The sequence below is a fragment of the Kitasatospora sp. MAA4 genome (assembly GCF_029893355.1).
Lineage (GTDB): Bacteria > Actinomycetota > Actinomycetes > Streptomycetales > Streptomycetaceae > Kitasatospora.
On sequence record NZ_JARZAI010000014.1, the window covers coordinates 39,376 to 53,624 of the forward strand.

The window sequence follows — 14,249 nt, forward strand, 5'->3', positions numbered from 1 at the left end:
ATAGCTCCTTCATATGCTTCGGGCATCGGGAGGGTCAACCGACCTGGGTCCCGCAATCCGGCGGCGGACCTGTCGCTTTGCCTGCTCAGCCGCGCCGCAGGCGGTAGCCGACCAGGGCCAGGCCCAGTCCGATCAGGGCCAGCCCGGCGCCCAACGGCAGTTGGAGGTTGGACGGATCGGCCCAGCGGGCGGCCGACTGCACGCCCGCCGCCGGCGCCGCCGGGAGCACCGAGGCCACCGCCCCGCCCGCGACGGGCCCGCCGCCGGCGGGGTCGCCCGGAGCGGGCGGGTTCGCCGCCGCGTCGTCCGTCGATCCCGAACCGCCGCCGTCCGCTGCCGCGGGAGCCGTGGCGGTGGCAGTCGGCGGAGCAGCCGCCGCGGGCCGCCCCGCGGCCCAGTGGCCGGGCCATACGTGAGCGGGGTATCCGGACGGATCCGGACCGCCGCTCGGCGCCGAAGCGGCGGAGTCCGAGGCCGAGGGAGCCTGCGCGGAGGCGGAGGCAGATGTGGATGCAGAGGCCGACGCGGACGCGGACGGCGGGGCCGACGCCGGGGCGGTCGTCGCGGGCGCGGTGGTCGAGGGCGCCGGGGTGGGGCTGCCGGTGTGGCTCGGTCCGGCGGAGGCCGTGGCCGTCACGGGTGCGGGAGGCGCTACCGGTGCGGCACCGGAGGGACCGGCTGACGGTGGGTCAGCATCGTTCGGCGGCGGTTCGATCGGGGCGACCGCGTCAGGAGGGTCGGGTGGTTCACCGGGGGCGGCGGGCGCCGAGGTCAGCGACGTCGGCGCCAGGGGTATCGGCCGCAGCTGCACACGCGTCGGCGGGCTGCCGACCGCCCCGGCGGGAACCGCCGCGCTGCTCAGCACGCCGCGCGCCGGCACCGCAACGGCCGGCACCGCAACGGCCGGCACCGCAACGGCCGGCACCGCAACGGCCGGCGCCGCCTGCGCAGCCGCGGCGGGCACCACCAGCGACAGCAGCACCGGCGCCGTGAGCCCCGCACCGGCCACCAGCCGGCGGGCCAGCGCCCTGCGCAGCGACACGGCCCGCACCCGGGCCGGCCGGGCCGCCCGAGCGGCCCGCAACGCCCGGCACCTGCCGAAGGCGGCCCGGGTACGGGAGAACGGCTCCGCCGGCCCGGCAGGCGCATCGCCGGCAGAACACCGGGCGGCCGGAGCAAGCGGGGACAGCGAGTGCGAGGTGATGGCCACGGACGGACAGTCCTTCCGACGGCCGGCGGCCCGAGGGCGGCACCGGCAGCGGGACAGCTCCGGACCAGCGTCACACAGTCCGCCACGCCCGGCATCTCAAGCCTGACGGCCGCTCCGGACCCGCCCGCCTCCCCCGTGCAGCGCAGGCCGGGGACGCTCCGGTTGCGACCTGTCACGGGCTCGCCCTTGACTGGATCGACCATGCCCGCAAGGGACTCGATCGGCGCTGCGGCGGCCGGGAAGGCGGTACCAGGTGATCTCGGCCCGCAGCCTGTTCCAGGAGATCCACGACAACGACGACGCCTTCCGCCTCTTCTGCAGCATCGCCGCCAAGGGTGAGGACCAGGGCGGCTGGGAGAACGGCCGGATCGCCGCGCTGGTCACCGACCAGGAGCTCGCCCCGAAGATCGCCCGGCACGGCGCCGACGAGGACAAGCACGGCCGGATCTTCAACGCCCTGCTGCACAAGCGCGGGCTCCAGCCCGTCGGCGTACCGGACTCGGCCGACTACACCATGCTGCTGGAGCGGCAGGGCATCGGTCTGGCGCACAGCCGGCTGCGCCGCGAGGACCCGCTGACCGATCACGACGTCCTCGTCTACCTCGCGCACAGCCGGGTCACCGAGCAGCGCGCGTCCGAGCAGATGCGGCTGCTGGTCAGGGTCTTCGGCACGAACCCGGAGATCGGCCGCGCGGTGCGGATGATCTCCGCCGACGAGGACAACCACCTCGCCTACTGCCACGAGGAGTTGCTCCGCCTGTCGGCCGCCGGACACGGCCCCGAGATCCTCGACGTCCTGCGCCGCACGGCCCGCGCCGAGATCCGCACCTACCGGGACGTCAGCCTGGCCGTGATGGCCCAGATGGGAACCATCCTGCGCTGGTCGCGGCCCAAGTCGGCGGTGCTGGCCCTCGGCATCCAGCTGACCTACCTCTACGACCGGCTGGGCGGGTGGCGCCGGATGACCAGCCTCAGGACGCCGGCCATCCACAACGCCCTGGGCGAGCCCGCCCCGGCCTGACCCGGCTACTCCGCGCCCTCGCCGAGGTAGGCGGCGCGGACCCGCGGGTTGCTGAGGAGTTCTCGGGCCGGTGCGCTCATGACGATCGTGCCGGTCTCCAGCACGTAGCCGCGGGCGGCCAGCTTCAGCGCCTGGGCCGCGTTCTGCTCCACCAGCAGCACGGTCGTCCCCTGCTGGTTGATCTCCTGGATGATGTCGAAGATCTGACTCACGATCAGCGGGGCGAGTCCCATCGAGGGCTCGTCCAGCAGCAGCAGGTTGGGGCGTCCCATCAGGGCCCGGCCGATCGCCAGCATCTGCTGCTCGCCGCCGGAGAGCGTGCCGGCCTCCTGGTTGCGCCGCTGGGCGAGCACCGGGAACAGGCCGAAGACCCGGTCGAGTTCCTCCCTGGGCACCCGCCGGAACCGGTAGGCGCCCATCCGCAGGTTCTCCAGGACGGACATCAGCGGGAACACCCGCCTGCCCTCGGGCGCGTGGCCGATTCCGAGCGCGACCACTTCGTGCGGCGGGATGCCGTCGACCCGCTCGCCGTGGAAGCGGATCTCGCCCGCGCGGGGCTTCAGCAGGCCGGAGATCGCCTGGAGCGTGGTGGTCTTGCCGGCGCCGTTGGCGCCCAGCAGGGTGACCACCTCGCCCTCGTTGACGACCAGGTCGACGCCCTTCAGTGCCTCGATGGCGCCGTACGAGACATGCAGACCGCGCAGCTCCAGGACCGCCGTGGAGGAGCTCGAAGGTGCCTCGGAGGTCATGGCTTCTCCTCGGTGGATCCCAGATACGCCTCGACGACCACCGGGTCGCGCTGCACCTCTTCAGGCCGGCCCTCGGCGATCACCCGGCCGAAGTTGAGCACCGTCACGCGGTCGGCCACCGACATGACCAGCTTCATGTCGTGCTCGATCAGCAGCACGGTCACGCCCAGGTCGGTGTTGATCCGCCGGATCAGCCCCTCCAGCTGGCGTTTCTCGGTGGGGTTGGTCCCGGCCGCCGGCTCGTCCAGCAGCAGCAGCGCGGGATCGGTGGCCAGGGCACGGGCGATCTCCAGTCGCCGCTGCACGCCGTACGGCAGGGAGGAGGCCAGCTCGTCGGCCACCTGGCGCAGGCCGACGAAGTCCAGCAGCTCCCGGGTGCGGGCGTCGCTGCGGCGCTCGTTGGCCCGGGCGTGCGGCAGTCGCAGCATCGCTCCGATCGGTCCGGTGCGCTGCCGGGTCTCCGCCGCGATCTTCACGTTCTCGAAGGCGGAGAGCGCGGCGAACAACCGGATGTTCTGGAAGGTCCGGGCGATCCCCGCCCGGTTCACCACATGCGGTTTGCGGCTTCTGCGGCGCCGGGGCGGGCCGCTCACCAGCTGGGTCGGGGTGCCGTCCGCGGTGATGAACTCGATCGTGCCCTCCTGCGGGGTGTAGACCCCGGTCAGGCAGTTGAAGAGCGAGGTCTTGCCGGCGCCGTTCGGCCCGATGACGGACCGGATCTCGCCGCGGTACAGGCTCAGATCGACCTCGCTGAGACTGGTCAGCCCGCCGAACCGCAGGGTCACCTTCCGCACGGTCAGCAGCGCCTCCTCGCGCGCCTGCGGGGTGGCCATCACGCCCTCCCTTCCGGCGTCTCGGACATCGCGTCGGCGTCCGAGACGCCCTGGGCCGCCAGCCCCAGTTCCCGCCTGCGCCGGCGGGACGGGATCAGCCCCTGCGAACGGAAGATCATCATCACCACCAGGATCGCGCCGATCCACATCGGGATGTCCTCCTGGCGGACGATGTTCTGCTCCTGGAAGACCGCCGGCAGGAAGGTCAGCAGTGCCGCACCGACGATCACGCCGACCAGCGAGCCCATGCCTCCGAAGATCACGTACGACAGCACGGTGATCGACAGCACCACGGGGAAGCTCGCCGGGTTGATGTACCCGATCCGCGAGGCGTAGAGCACCCCGGACAGGCCGGACGTCGACGCGCCGATCGCGAAGGCCATCAGCTTGTACTTGACGGTCGGCACGCCGTTGGCCGCCGCCGCCACCTCGTCCTCCCGGATCGCCGTCCAGGACCGGCCGACCTTGGAGTGCTCCAGGCGGTCGAAGAGGAACACCAGGACGGCCAGCATCGCGATGAAGAGGTACCAGTACGGCAGCGACGCCAGGGTCCACTGGTAGTGGATGCCGAAGATGTTGATCGAGAAGTGCGGAATGCCGAACGCGCCCTGGTTGCCGCCCGTCCAGTTGTTCTTGTTCACCAGGAACAACTGGACGATCTCGTGGAAGCCCAGCGTCACGATCGCCAGGTAGTCGCCGCGCAGCCGCAGCGTCGGTGCGCCCAGCAGCAGACCGGCGACCAGGCAGACCACGACCGCGACCGGCAGGATCACGAACGGATTGAGGTGGAACGGCGGCTTCACCGGCAGCGCCCTGGTGAAGTACCCGGCGGTGTAGGCGCCGATCGCGAAGAAGGCGACGTAGCCGAGGTCGAGCAGACCGGCCCAGCCGACCACCACGTTGAGGCCGACCGCGAGCAGCACGAAGACCGCCACCTGGTCGACCAGGACCCGCTGGTAGAACTCGCTGAGGAACTGCGGAATCACGATCGCGGCCACCGCCGCGATCCCCAGGAACAGCCAGTGGGCCCGGCGCCCGCCGGTGATCTCGTGCCACCGGCCGCGCACCCCGGCCGTCCGCCCTGAGACCACCGTCCCCAGGCCCCGGGCCCGCCAGACCTCCAGCAGCGCCCAGACGATCGCGCCCGCCAGCAGCCAGCCGATCAGCTTGGTCGAGCCGAGCGCGGTGCGCACCACCAGCCAGTGGTCGCTCGGGGTGCCCTCCTCGGTGCTGGTCATCACGCACAGCAGGGCGCCGAGCACCAGCCAGCCGCCCAGCCGCAGCCAGCGCGGATCGATCCGGCGCGGGCGGCGCACGGCGAGCGGGAGTTCGCCGACCGTCATGCCGCACGCCCCAACCGCTGCCCGAGAATGCCGGTGGGACGGAACATCAGCACCAGGATCAGCACCACGAACGCCACCACGTCGATCCACTGACTGGACATGCAGGACTGGCTGACGCTCTCCACGATGCCGAGCAGCAGGCCCCCGAGCATCGCGCCGCGGATGTTGCCGATGCCGCCCAGGACCGCCGCCGCGAAGGCCTTGATGCCGGGCAGGAAGCCCATCTGGTAGTGCACGTTCAGGTAGCTGCCGAACAGGAAGCCGGCCGCGCCGCCGAGCAGGCCGCCGATCACGAAGGTCTGCGAGATCACCCGGTTGATGTTCACGCCCATCAGGCTGGCGGTCTGCGCGTCCTGGGCCACCGCCCGGATGCCGGCGCCGAGCTTGCTGCGGTTCACCACGGTGTCCAGCAGAAGCATCATGGCCAGCGCCGTTCCGATGATCACCAGCTGCTGGACCCGGACCTGGGCCCCGAACAGGGTGAAGACCACGTCGTTGGCGTAGAGCTCGGGGATGTTCGTCCGGTCCCGGCCGAAGAGCTTGCCGGCCAGGTTGGACAGGAACAGGGACGCGCCGATCGCGGTGATCAGGTACACCAGCCTGGGCGCGTTCCGCCGCCGCAGCGGCCGGTAGGCGACCCGCTCCAACAGGAAGGCCACGACGGCGCCGAACACCGCGCCGCCGACCAGCCCGGTCACGGTGTAGAGCACCGAGTCGGCGCCGTGCGGGGTCAGGCCGGCGGTGACCAGCGCCTGGGTGATGAAGAGACCGGCGAAGCCGCCTGTCATGAAAACCTCGCTGTGCGCGAAGTTGATCAGTTGCAGCACGCCGTAGACGAGCGTGTAGCCGATCGCGATCAGCGCGTACAGCGAACCCAGGGTGATGCCCGGGACGAGGAACTGCCAGAAGTGCTGGGTGAGACACACGGTGGGTCTTTCCTCCACGCGGGCCGGCGGACGCCCGCGTGGCCGTGGCCCCGCAGGCGTCCGCACCGACCGGTGACCGGGACGGGTCAGCCGGAGATCAGCTTGTCCACCGTGCCGAGCTCGGTGATCTGGCCGCCCTTGACCTCGTAGACGAAGATGCCCTTCTCGGTGACGTCACCGTTCGGCTGGAACTTGATCTGCTTCGTCAGACCCGTGTAGTCGACGGTCCGCAGACCGTCGACGACCTTGGCCCGCGTGACGCCATTGCCGATCGACTTCATCACGGTGATGAGGGTGTTCGTGGTGTCGAAGCCCTCCGGCGAGTACGTTCCCGGAGGCTGCTTCGCCAGCGCGGTGTAGTCGGAGACGAACTGCTTCGTGGCGGTGTCGGTGGCGGCCACAGCCGACAGGCAGGGGCAGGTGAACTGCCAGCCCTCGCTCGCCGGGCCGGCCAGCGAGATGAACTTCGGGTCGTTGCTGCCGTCGTCGGACATCGTCTTGCCCGCGAAGGAGGTGTTCTTGATCGCCTTGGCCAGCGGAGCCGCGTCGGCGTAGTAGCCCGCGTAGTAGATCGCCTGGGCACCGGAGTTGGCGACCTTGGTGGCCACCGCGGAGTAGTCGTTGGTGCCGGCCGCGACGCTGTCGCTGATCACCTGGACGCTGTCCGTGCCCAGTTGCGTCTTGATGTCGCCGGCCAGACCGACGCCGTAGTCCGACTTGTCGTCGATCAGATAGACCGACTTCACCTTCAGGACCTTGGCCATGTAGTCGGCGGCCGAGGTGCCCTGGGCGGAGTCCGGCGGCACGATCCGGAAGAAGGTCTTGAAGCCGTTGCTCGGATCGGTGAGCGAGGAGTTGGTCGCCGACGCGCTGACCGAGGCCAGATCGGCCTGGGTGAACAGCGGTTCGGCCGCCTTGGTGGCGCCCGAGAAGGTCGGACCCACCACGCCGACCACGGTGCTGTCGCCGATCAGCTGCTGCGCCGCGGTCGGTCCCTTGGCCGGGTCGCCCTGGTCGTCGGCCTCGGCCACCTTGAGGGTGAACGGCAGGTCGCCCTTGGCATTGGCCTGCTGGACGGCGAGTTTGACGCCGTAGTCGATGTTGATGCCGAGCTGGGCGTTCGGCCCGGTCAGCGGTCCCTGAAACCCGATCGTGTAAGTCGGCTTGCCGCCCCCGCTGCTGCTGCTCTTGCTGCTGGAGCACGCGCTGAGAGCCAGGACTCCCGCGAGGAGCGGCACGCCGGCCACGATGATTCGTCTTCTGTGCATAACGCACCTTTGCCCTGTGCCCGTGGCGACGCCGGCCAAGGCTCTGGTCCAAGAGGTGCTGCCCGGCTCGCACTTGTGGTTACAAATGTGGGGAGTCAAGCACGCACCCTGCCACCCGACCGGATCCTGCCGTTCAACACTCCGTTCCTGGCCGGAGTTCACCTGGCAGGGCTAACTGGGAAGGGCTCGGGGGATCAGCTGTTGCTCAGCCGCTCGGCCTGGTACATGCCGCAGGCCGCCGTCTGGAAGTAGCCGGCGGACATCCAGTAACCCGCCGGGATGGGCGAGTCCGCGCAGGCGGTGATGCCGTTGTAGACGATGTCGAGCTTCCCGCCCAGGTACATGCCGCAGCTGCTGATCTGGTAGTTGGCGGTGATCACATAACCGGCCGGGACCGGCGAATTGCCGCAGAACTGCATGTCGTTGTACGCGGCGGTGAGATTACCGCCCTGGTAGATGCCGCAGGCGCCGAGCTGGTAGTCGGCGGTGATCACATAACCGGCCGGAATCGGCGAGTTGCCGCAGAACTGCATGCCGCTGGACACCGTCCTGATCACTTCGCTGTAGTACTGGCCGCAGGGGCCGGGAGGGCCTTCGGAGGTGATCACGTAGTTACCGGGGATGGAGCCGTTGCCGTTGCCGCAGATGGTGATGCCGCTGTACGGCGTGTTGAGCCGGCCGCCCTGGTAGCTGCCGCAGCTGTTGGTCGTGTAGTCGGCGGTGAGCACATAGCCGGACGGGATCGGCGAGTTGTCGCAGATGGCGATCCCGTTGTACGGGATCTGGATGGTCTCGGTGAGATAGCCCCCGCTACAGGAGTTGGTGAGCGACTCCGAGGTGATCACATATCCCGGCGGCACGGGCGAACTCCCGCAGACCGTGGCCGCCTGCGCGCTGCCGGCCAGCCAGACGACCCCGCCGGCGAGGAGCGCCAGCGTGGCCAGCAGGCGGCCCAGCCATATTCCGGTGAATTTCACGCGGTCCCCACTTTCTCTCGTGCCGGCCCGGAGGCGGACCAGGCAGCGGCCACCACACTGAAGGCACGGGGATCGGTAGCCAACACCCGGTCGGCGCGGACAAACAACCGCGGAAAATCACCCTGCCGGTGCCGGGCTCGGAGTGCTGCTCACCCAGCCCTCGTTGGCGTCCACGGTGGCGAGCGGGGCGACGGAGGTGCCGCCCGCGGTGCCGAACGCGGCGCAGACCGGGGTCGAGCTGTCGAACTGCACCAGCGGATTGCGCGCGCTGGCGTCGAGCTTGCTGAAGAGCAGCAGGGTGCCACCCGCCGTCTGAGCCGGGTCGCCCGGCTGGACCGTCACCGAGTGGCGCCAGGCCCACTGGCCCCAGGTGAGGGTGGCCGCCGTGCCGCTCGGCCACGGGCCGGGGGTCGACAGCAGCACGTACACCTGCCCGGTGAAGGCCTGCGGGTACTGGTAGATCCACTGGGTCCGCGCCTGGCAGCCGGAACCGGCCGGCGGCCAGGGGACGGGCGAGGGCGCGGGGACGACCACCACGGACGGCATCGGGTGCGGGACGGTCGCGGCGGAACCGCGGGTGGGGCTCTGATGCAGGCCGGCGCCCACGGGGATGCCGATCGCCAGTCCCAGGACCAGCACGGCGACGGTGCGCAGGCGGGTGAGAAGCCGCTGCGGCCAACGGGGCGTCAGGTGATCGGGGGCGGTTGGCTCCACCGTCTGCGGGGTCGTCGTCTGCGGGGTCACCGCTTCGATCGGCGGCGGGAGGGTCGGGGCGGATCGCGCGACAGCGTCCTGCGCCTGCTCCCAACGCGCCCGCCAGGCGGCCGTTTCGGTGTGGCCGCAGGCGTGGACGAACGCCTCGACCGTGGCCCAGGTCGGGAACTCCACACCCCCGGCCGCCTCGGCGAGCGCGGAGATGGAGCGGTGGGCCCGCCGGCTCATGGTGGCGAAGGTGGGGTTCCCGGCCGCCTGACGGGCCTGCCGCAGTTCGGCCGCGAATTCCGCGGCCGGGCCGCCTGATATATCCAGGTCGCGCTGTTTGCGGCCCATGTCGGCTTCTCTCCCCGGTCGGGACTGGACGGTTGGTTCCGTCCGTACTCTGCCCACGGGAGGGCAGCCGGCGGGAGGCGAAAACCAGCCGCCCGGCAGGAGCGCTGCCGGACGGCCGCTCCGGCACGGTCAGGCCTGCAGGATGACCTTGCCGACCTGCTCGCTCGCCTCCACCACCCGGTGCGCGGCCGCCGCGTCGGTCAGCGGGAGGACGCGGTCCACCACCGGACGGACCACGCCCGACTCCACCAGCGGCCAGACGTGCTCGCGCACCGCCGCCACGATCGCCGCCTTCTCCGCGAGCGGCCGCGGACGCAGCGAGGTCGCCGCCACGGCGGCCCGCTTGGCCAGTAGGGTGGAGAGGTTCAACTCCCCTGTCGCACCGCCCTGCAGACCGATAATCACCAAGCGGCCGTTCACCGCCAGCGCGTCCACGTTCCGCTGAAGGTACTTGGCGCCCATGATGTCCAGGATCACGTCCGCCCCGGCACCGCCGCTGGCCTCGCGCAGCACCTCCACGAAGTCCTGCTCGCGGTAGTTGATCCCGACATCCGCCCCCAGCTCGGCGCAACGCGCCAACTTCGCCGCACTGCCGGCCGTCACCACCACCGTCGCGCCGATCGCTTTGCCCAGCTGGATCGCCATCGTCCCGATCCCACTGCCCCCGCCGTGCACCAACAGGGTCTCCGCAGGCCGCAGATGGGCCACCAGGAAGACGTTCGACCAGACCGTGCACGCCACCTCGGGCAGCGCTGCGGCCGCCACCAGGCCCAGCCCCTTCGGGATCGGCAGCAACTGCCCGACCGGCACCGCCACCAGCTCGGCATAGCCGCCACCGGAGAGCAGGGCGCACACCTCGTCCCCGACCGCCCAGCCCGAGACGCCCGGGCCGAGCGCGACGATCCGTCCCGAGCACTCGAGCCCGGGGTAGGGCGACGCGCCGGGCGGCGGGTTGTAGAACCCCTGACGCTGCAACAGGTCGGCCCGGTTGACCGCGGTCGCGGCCACCTCGACCAGGACTTCACCTTCACCGGGCACCGGATCGGGCACCTTGGCCCACACCAGCGCTTCAGGGCCACCCGCTTGAGGAATCGTGATTGCGTGCATGGCCCGACGCTACCTCCAGGAGCCGCGCGCGGGGCGGACCGACGACGGATGGCTCCCGGCATCACCACCAAGATCGGTGGCTGCTTAGATCACGTGACCAACGCATCATCAAGAAAAGCGAGTTGGTATGCATCGTATACAAGTGCGACGAATTGTTCCGATTGCAGCGGTATTGTCCGCTGCCGTCGCACTCTCGACACTGACCGCTCCTGCGGCGATGGCCGCGCTGCCTGGCACACCGGGACTGCTGGCGGGGATCAGGACCCTCCCCGACGGCACAACCACGACCTCCACCGAGAATCCGGACGGGTCCCGCCTTGTCCAGGCCGTCGGAAACGGCGGTAGCCCGGACCTGGGCCACAATCCCACCTGGTCCCCCGACGGCAGCAGGCTCGCCATCCAGAACGCGGGCGGCTTTGTGATCACTTATGCGCCCAACTTGACCGGCTGGGCGGCCCTGGACCAGGGCGGCGAGGGCGAGCCGGCGTACACCGCCGACGGTGCGGACATCATCTCGGCCACCTCCGACCTGACCGGAGGCTACTTGCAGTACTCCCCAGCGAACTGGAACGAGGCACAGCACCAGGGCCAGGGGGACCAGCAGCCCTGGCTCTCCACCCGGACCGGCGGCAATGACTCCTCTCCCACCGTCTCAGCGAAGAGCGGCGCAGTCCTGTTCCAGCACGACGCCAACGGCGCGTCGGACATCTGGACCGACCACGGCAACCGCACCGGCGGCCTGCTGATCGCGGACGGCACAGAGCCGGACGTCTCCCCCGACGGCTCGACCCTCGCTTTCGTGCGGCCGGTGGGCGGCTTCAGCCAGCTCTTCCTCCAGGCCGCCGACGGATCGGGCTCCGCCAGCCAGGTGACCAGCGGCTCGGTCAACCACACCTACCCCAAGTGGTCGACCGACGGCCTGTCGATCTACTACAACGCCAACCCGGGCACGGATTACCAGTCGACCGTGGGCCACCACCTGGTACTCGCCTCCAAGGCCGACACCCTCACGCCCAACGGCCTCGCCTGGGTGCAGCAGCAGCCGCTGCCCGCGCCGACGCCGCCGGCCGCCTCCACCTTCCACTCCACCGGCCCCACCCGGCTGCTCGACACCCGCGACGGCACCGGCACGCTCGCCGCGGGCGCCGTCCCGGCAGGAACGATCGTCCCGCTGCAGATCGACGGCGCCGCCGGCATCCCCCTCGCGGGCGTCACCTCGGTGGTCCTCAACGTCACCGTCGCCGACACCACCGGCCCCGGGGTGCTGAGCGTCTGGGGTGACGCGACAGCGCGCCCGACGACCTCCAACCTCAACTGGGACAAGCCGGGCCAGCTCATCTCCAACCTGGTGACCGTGCCGGTCCCCGCCGACGGCGAGGTCGACCTCTCCGCCAACAGCACCACCGACGTCATCGCCGACGTACAGGGCTACTACACCGCCGACAGCACCGGTGCGACCTTCACCAGCGAGGCGCCGACCCGGATCCTGGACACCCGCTCCGCGCTCGGCACCCCTGCGGCGGGCCAGGTCACCAACAACACGATCAGCGTCAAAGCCGCCAACGCCAACGGCGTGCCGGCCGATGCGACGGCCGTCGTCCTGAACCTCACCACCGCCCCCACCGCCAGCAGCGCCGGCTTCCTGGAGGCCTACCCCGAGGGCGGCGCCGCACCGACCGTCTCCAACGTCAACTGGTCCTCGGCCGGCGCTCTGCTCTCGGGCCTGGCGATCGTTCCCGTCGGCGCCGACGGAAACGTGAGCATCAAGGTCAACGGCACCACCGACGTGGTCGCGGACGTCTTCGGCTACTTCACGAGCGGCACCGCCGGCGCGCGCTTCACCTCCGCCGGCCCGGCCCGGATCCTGGACACCCGCGAGTCGGGCGGCCCGCTCGCCGGCGGTCACACGCTCGCCCTGCAGGTCACCGGCACGAACGGGATCCCCGCCGGCACCACGTCCGTGGTGCTGAACCTGACCGTCACCGGGAACTCCGACGCCGGGTTCCTGGAGGCCTGGGCCGACGGCACCACCCGTCCGGCGGCCGCGTCCAACGTCAACTGGGTCGCCGGCCAGACGATCCCCAATCAGGTCATCGTCCCGGTCGGCGCGGACGGCAAGGTGGACCTGTACGTCAACAGCACCACCCAGGTGGTCGCGGACGTCTTCGGCTACTTCAGCAGCTGACGTCCCGTCCCGGGCCTGGGCGACGAACGTTCGCCCAGGCCCGGCGGGGAACTGATCTGACGGAGGGTCAGCCATGGGAGGATGCGACCACCGATCCCCCGGAGGAAGAGCCCCCGTGCGCGACGAGACGATCAGCGATTTCCTGGACCGCCTGGCCGACCGGGTACCCGCCCCCGGCGGCGGCGCGTCGGCCGCCCTGCACGCCGCCCAGGCGGCCGCCCTGCTGGGCATGGTGGCCCGCTACACGACCGGCGAGAAGTACGCCGCCCACCAGGAGGTGGTCGAGCGGATCCGCCGCGAGAGCGACACCCTGCGGGCCCGGGCGCTGACCCTGGCCGAGCAGGACGCGGCCGCGTTCACCGCCGTCACGGACGCCTACCGGCTGCCCGGGGAGAGCGACCAGGAGCGGGCGGCACGCTCCGCCGCGATCGCCGAGGCGCTGGCCGGCGCGGCGCGCCCGCCGGCCGACGTGATCGCCGCCGCCCTGGACGTCGTCGAACTGGCCGAGGCGCTGCTGCCGATCGGCAACCCCAACGTGGTCACCGACATCGCGGCCGCCGCCGAGGCCGCTCGCGCCGCGGCCACCACTGCGCGGGTCAACGTCGAGGTCAACCTCGGCGGAATCCGGGACGACCGGGTGCGCAGCGGGCTGCTGGCCGAGACCGCCCGGGTGGACGAGATCGCCACCCGGGCCGAGCAGATCACCGCCGCCGTCCGCGAGGAGATCGCCAAGTGAGCACCGAGATCCTCTCCGGCCGCGAACTCGCCACCCATCTCCGCGCCGAGGCCGCCGCCCGGGCCGCCGAACTCAGCGCCTCGGGACGGCCGCCGCGGCTCGCCGTGGTCACCGCCACCGCGGACGAGTCCAGCGCCTGGTACGTCCGCTCGATCGCCAAGGCCGCCGAGAAGACCGGCCTGGCCTGCGACGTGCACGACCTGGGCCCGGAGGCGGCACCGGCCGCGATCCGCGCGCGCCTGGAGCAGTTGAGCGCGGACGACACCGTGCACGGCATCATCCTGCAGACCCCGCTGCCCTCCGGCGCCGCGCTGGAGGACCTCGCCTCGGCCATCGCGTTCGAGAAGGACGTCGACGGCGCCAACCCGCTCTCGCTGGGCCGACTCGCCAGCGGGCTGCCCGCCTTCGCACCGGCCACCGCCGAAGCCGTGGTGGTGCTGCTGGAGCACCACCGGGTCCCGTTGGCGGGACGCCGGGTCGCCGTGGTCGGCCGTTCCACCGTGGTCGGCAAGCCCGCCGCCCTGCTACTGCTGGATCGCCACGCCACGGTGACGGTCTGCCACTCGCGCACCACCGACCTGGCCGCCGTCACCGCTGAGGCCGACGTCCTGGTCGCCGCCGTGGGCCGGGCCGGCCTGATCACCGCGGCCCACGTGAAGGAGGGCGCAGTGGTGATCGACGTCGGCACCAACCCGACGGCGGACGGCGGACTGACCGGCGACGTGGACGCCGCCTCGGTGGACGGCCGGGCCGGCGCGCTGACCCCGGTACCCGGCGGCGTCGGCCCGGTCACCACCGCGCTGCTGCTGCGGCACACCGTCCAGGCCGCCGAACGGGATTGAGA

At 71.4% G+C, this 14,249-nt stretch carries 13 protein-coding genes; 4 read left to right on the plus strand and 9 right to left on the minus strand.

The genetic code is table 11. The features are described from left to right. Positions 1–85: 85 nt before the first annotated feature. The gene (locus P3T37_RS19665; protein WP_280725037.1) at positions 86–1,210 is read right to left on the minus strand and encodes a hypothetical protein; all 1,125 of its coding nucleotides are present in this window, start codon (positions 1,208–1,210) and stop codon (positions 86–88) included. Between the two features lie 253 nt (positions 1,211–1,463). Between P3T37_RS19665 and P3T37_RS19670 the strand changes: the two genes are divergently transcribed. Beyond that, positions 1,464–2,231 (plus strand): ferritin-like domain-containing protein, encoded by a 768-nt coding sequence (locus tag P3T37_RS19670; protein WP_280725038.1) that lies wholly within the window; start codon positions 1,464–1,466, stop codon positions 2,229–2,231. Between the two features lie 5 nt (positions 2,232–2,236). Here P3T37_RS19670 and P3T37_RS19675 read toward each other — a convergent pair whose 3' ends face one another. From P3T37_RS19675 to P3T37_RS19710, 8 genes are all read right to left on the minus strand, one after another. After that, positions 2,237–2,980, minus strand: coding sequence for an ABC transporter ATP-binding protein (locus P3T37_RS19675; RefSeq protein ID WP_280725039.1), 744 nt, complete (start codon positions 2,978–2,980; stop codon positions 2,237–2,239). Then, a complete protein-coding gene (locus P3T37_RS19680; RefSeq protein ID WP_280725040.1) occupies positions 2,977–3,813 on the minus strand; it encodes an ABC transporter ATP-binding protein in 837 nt (278 codons plus the stop codon). Before P3T37_RS19680 ends, P3T37_RS19675 begins: the two co-directional genes overlap by 4 nt. Then, on the minus strand, positions 3,813–5,156 hold the full coding sequence (locus P3T37_RS19685) for a branched-chain amino acid ABC transporter permease (RefSeq protein WP_280725041.1): 1,344 nt from the start codon (positions 5,154–5,156) through the stop codon (positions 3,813–3,815). The genes P3T37_RS19680 and P3T37_RS19685 overlap by 1 nt, the downstream gene beginning before the upstream one ends. Beyond that, positions 5,153–6,082, minus strand: coding sequence for a branched-chain amino acid ABC transporter permease (locus P3T37_RS19690; RefSeq protein ID WP_280725042.1), 930 nt, complete (start codon positions 6,080–6,082; stop codon positions 5,153–5,155). Before P3T37_RS19690 ends, P3T37_RS19685 begins: the two co-directional genes overlap by 4 nt. A gap of 86 nt (positions 6,083–6,168) precedes the next feature. After that, positions 6,169–7,350, minus strand: coding sequence for a branched-chain amino acid ABC transporter substrate-binding protein (locus P3T37_RS19695; protein ID WP_280725043.1), 1,182 nt, complete (start codon positions 7,348–7,350; stop codon positions 6,169–6,171). Positions 7,351–7,544: 194 nt separating this feature from the next. Then, the gene (locus tag P3T37_RS19700) at positions 7,545–8,327 is read right to left on the minus strand and encodes a hypothetical protein (RefSeq protein WP_280725044.1); all 783 of its coding nucleotides are present in this window, start codon (positions 8,325–8,327) and stop codon (positions 7,545–7,547) included. 117 nt (positions 8,328–8,444) lie between these two features. Further along, a complete protein-coding gene (locus P3T37_RS19705) occupies positions 8,445–9,377 on the minus strand; it encodes a helix-turn-helix transcriptional regulator (protein WP_280725045.1) in 933 nt (310 codons plus the stop codon). Between the two features lie 129 nt (positions 9,378–9,506). Further along, the gene (locus P3T37_RS19710; RefSeq protein ID WP_280725046.1) at positions 9,507–10,484 is read right to left on the minus strand and encodes an NAD(P)H-quinone oxidoreductase; all 978 of its coding nucleotides are present in this window, start codon (positions 10,482–10,484) and stop codon (positions 9,507–9,509) included. A gap of 217 nt (positions 10,485–10,701) precedes the next feature. Between P3T37_RS19710 and P3T37_RS19715 the strand changes: the two genes are divergently transcribed. The 3 genes from P3T37_RS19715 (at position 10,702) to P3T37_RS19725 (ending at position 14,247) form a co-directional block, all read left to right on the plus strand. Next, the gene (locus P3T37_RS19715) at positions 10,702–12,669 is read left to right on the plus strand and encodes a hypothetical protein (protein ID WP_280725047.1); all 1,968 of its coding nucleotides are present in this window, start codon (positions 10,702–10,704) and stop codon (positions 12,667–12,669) included. 115 nt (positions 12,670–12,784) lie between these two features. Continuing rightward, positions 12,785–13,405, plus strand: coding sequence for a cyclodeaminase/cyclohydrolase family protein (locus tag P3T37_RS19720; protein ID WP_280725048.1), 621 nt, complete (start codon positions 12,785–12,787; stop codon positions 13,403–13,405). Further along, positions 13,402–14,247, plus strand: a complete 846-nt coding sequence (locus tag P3T37_RS19725; RefSeq protein ID WP_280725049.1) for a bifunctional 5,10-methylenetetrahydrofolate dehydrogenase/5,10-methenyltetrahydrofolate cyclohydrolase — start codon at positions 13,402–13,404, stop codon at positions 14,245–14,247. Before P3T37_RS19720 ends, P3T37_RS19725 begins: the two co-directional genes overlap by 4 nt. The last annotated feature ends 2 nt before the right edge of the window (positions 14,248–14,249 follow it).

Excerpts from the sequence above, each read along its gene's own strand:
- P3T37_RS19675 (WP_280725039.1), bottom strand. The coding sequence starts at position 2,980 with ATGACCTCCGAGGCACCTTCGAGCTCCTCCACGGCGGTCCTGGAGCTG.
- P3T37_RS19710 (WP_280725046.1), bottom strand. The coding sequence starts at position 10,484 with ATGCACGCAATCACGATTCCTCAAGCGGGTGGCCCTGAAGCGCTGGTG.
- P3T37_RS19695 (WP_280725043.1), bottom strand. The coding sequence starts at position 7,350 with ATGCACAGAAGACGAATCATCGTGGCCGGCGTGCCGCTCCTCGCGGGA.
- P3T37_RS19685 (WP_280725041.1), bottom strand. The coding sequence starts at position 5,156 with ATGACGGTCGGCGAACTCCCGCTCGCCGTGCGCCGCCCGCGCCGGATC.
- P3T37_RS19680 (WP_280725040.1), bottom strand. The coding sequence starts at position 3,813 with ATGGCCACCCCGCAGGCGCGCGAGGAGGCGCTGCTGACCGTGCGGAAG.
- P3T37_RS19715 (WP_280725047.1), top strand. The coding sequence starts at position 10,702 with ATGGCCGCGCTGCCTGGCACACCGGGACTGCTGGCGGGGATCAGGACC.
- P3T37_RS19705 (WP_280725045.1), bottom strand. The coding sequence starts at position 9,377 with ATGGGCCGCAAACAGCGCGACCTGGATATATCAGGCGGCCCGGCCGCG.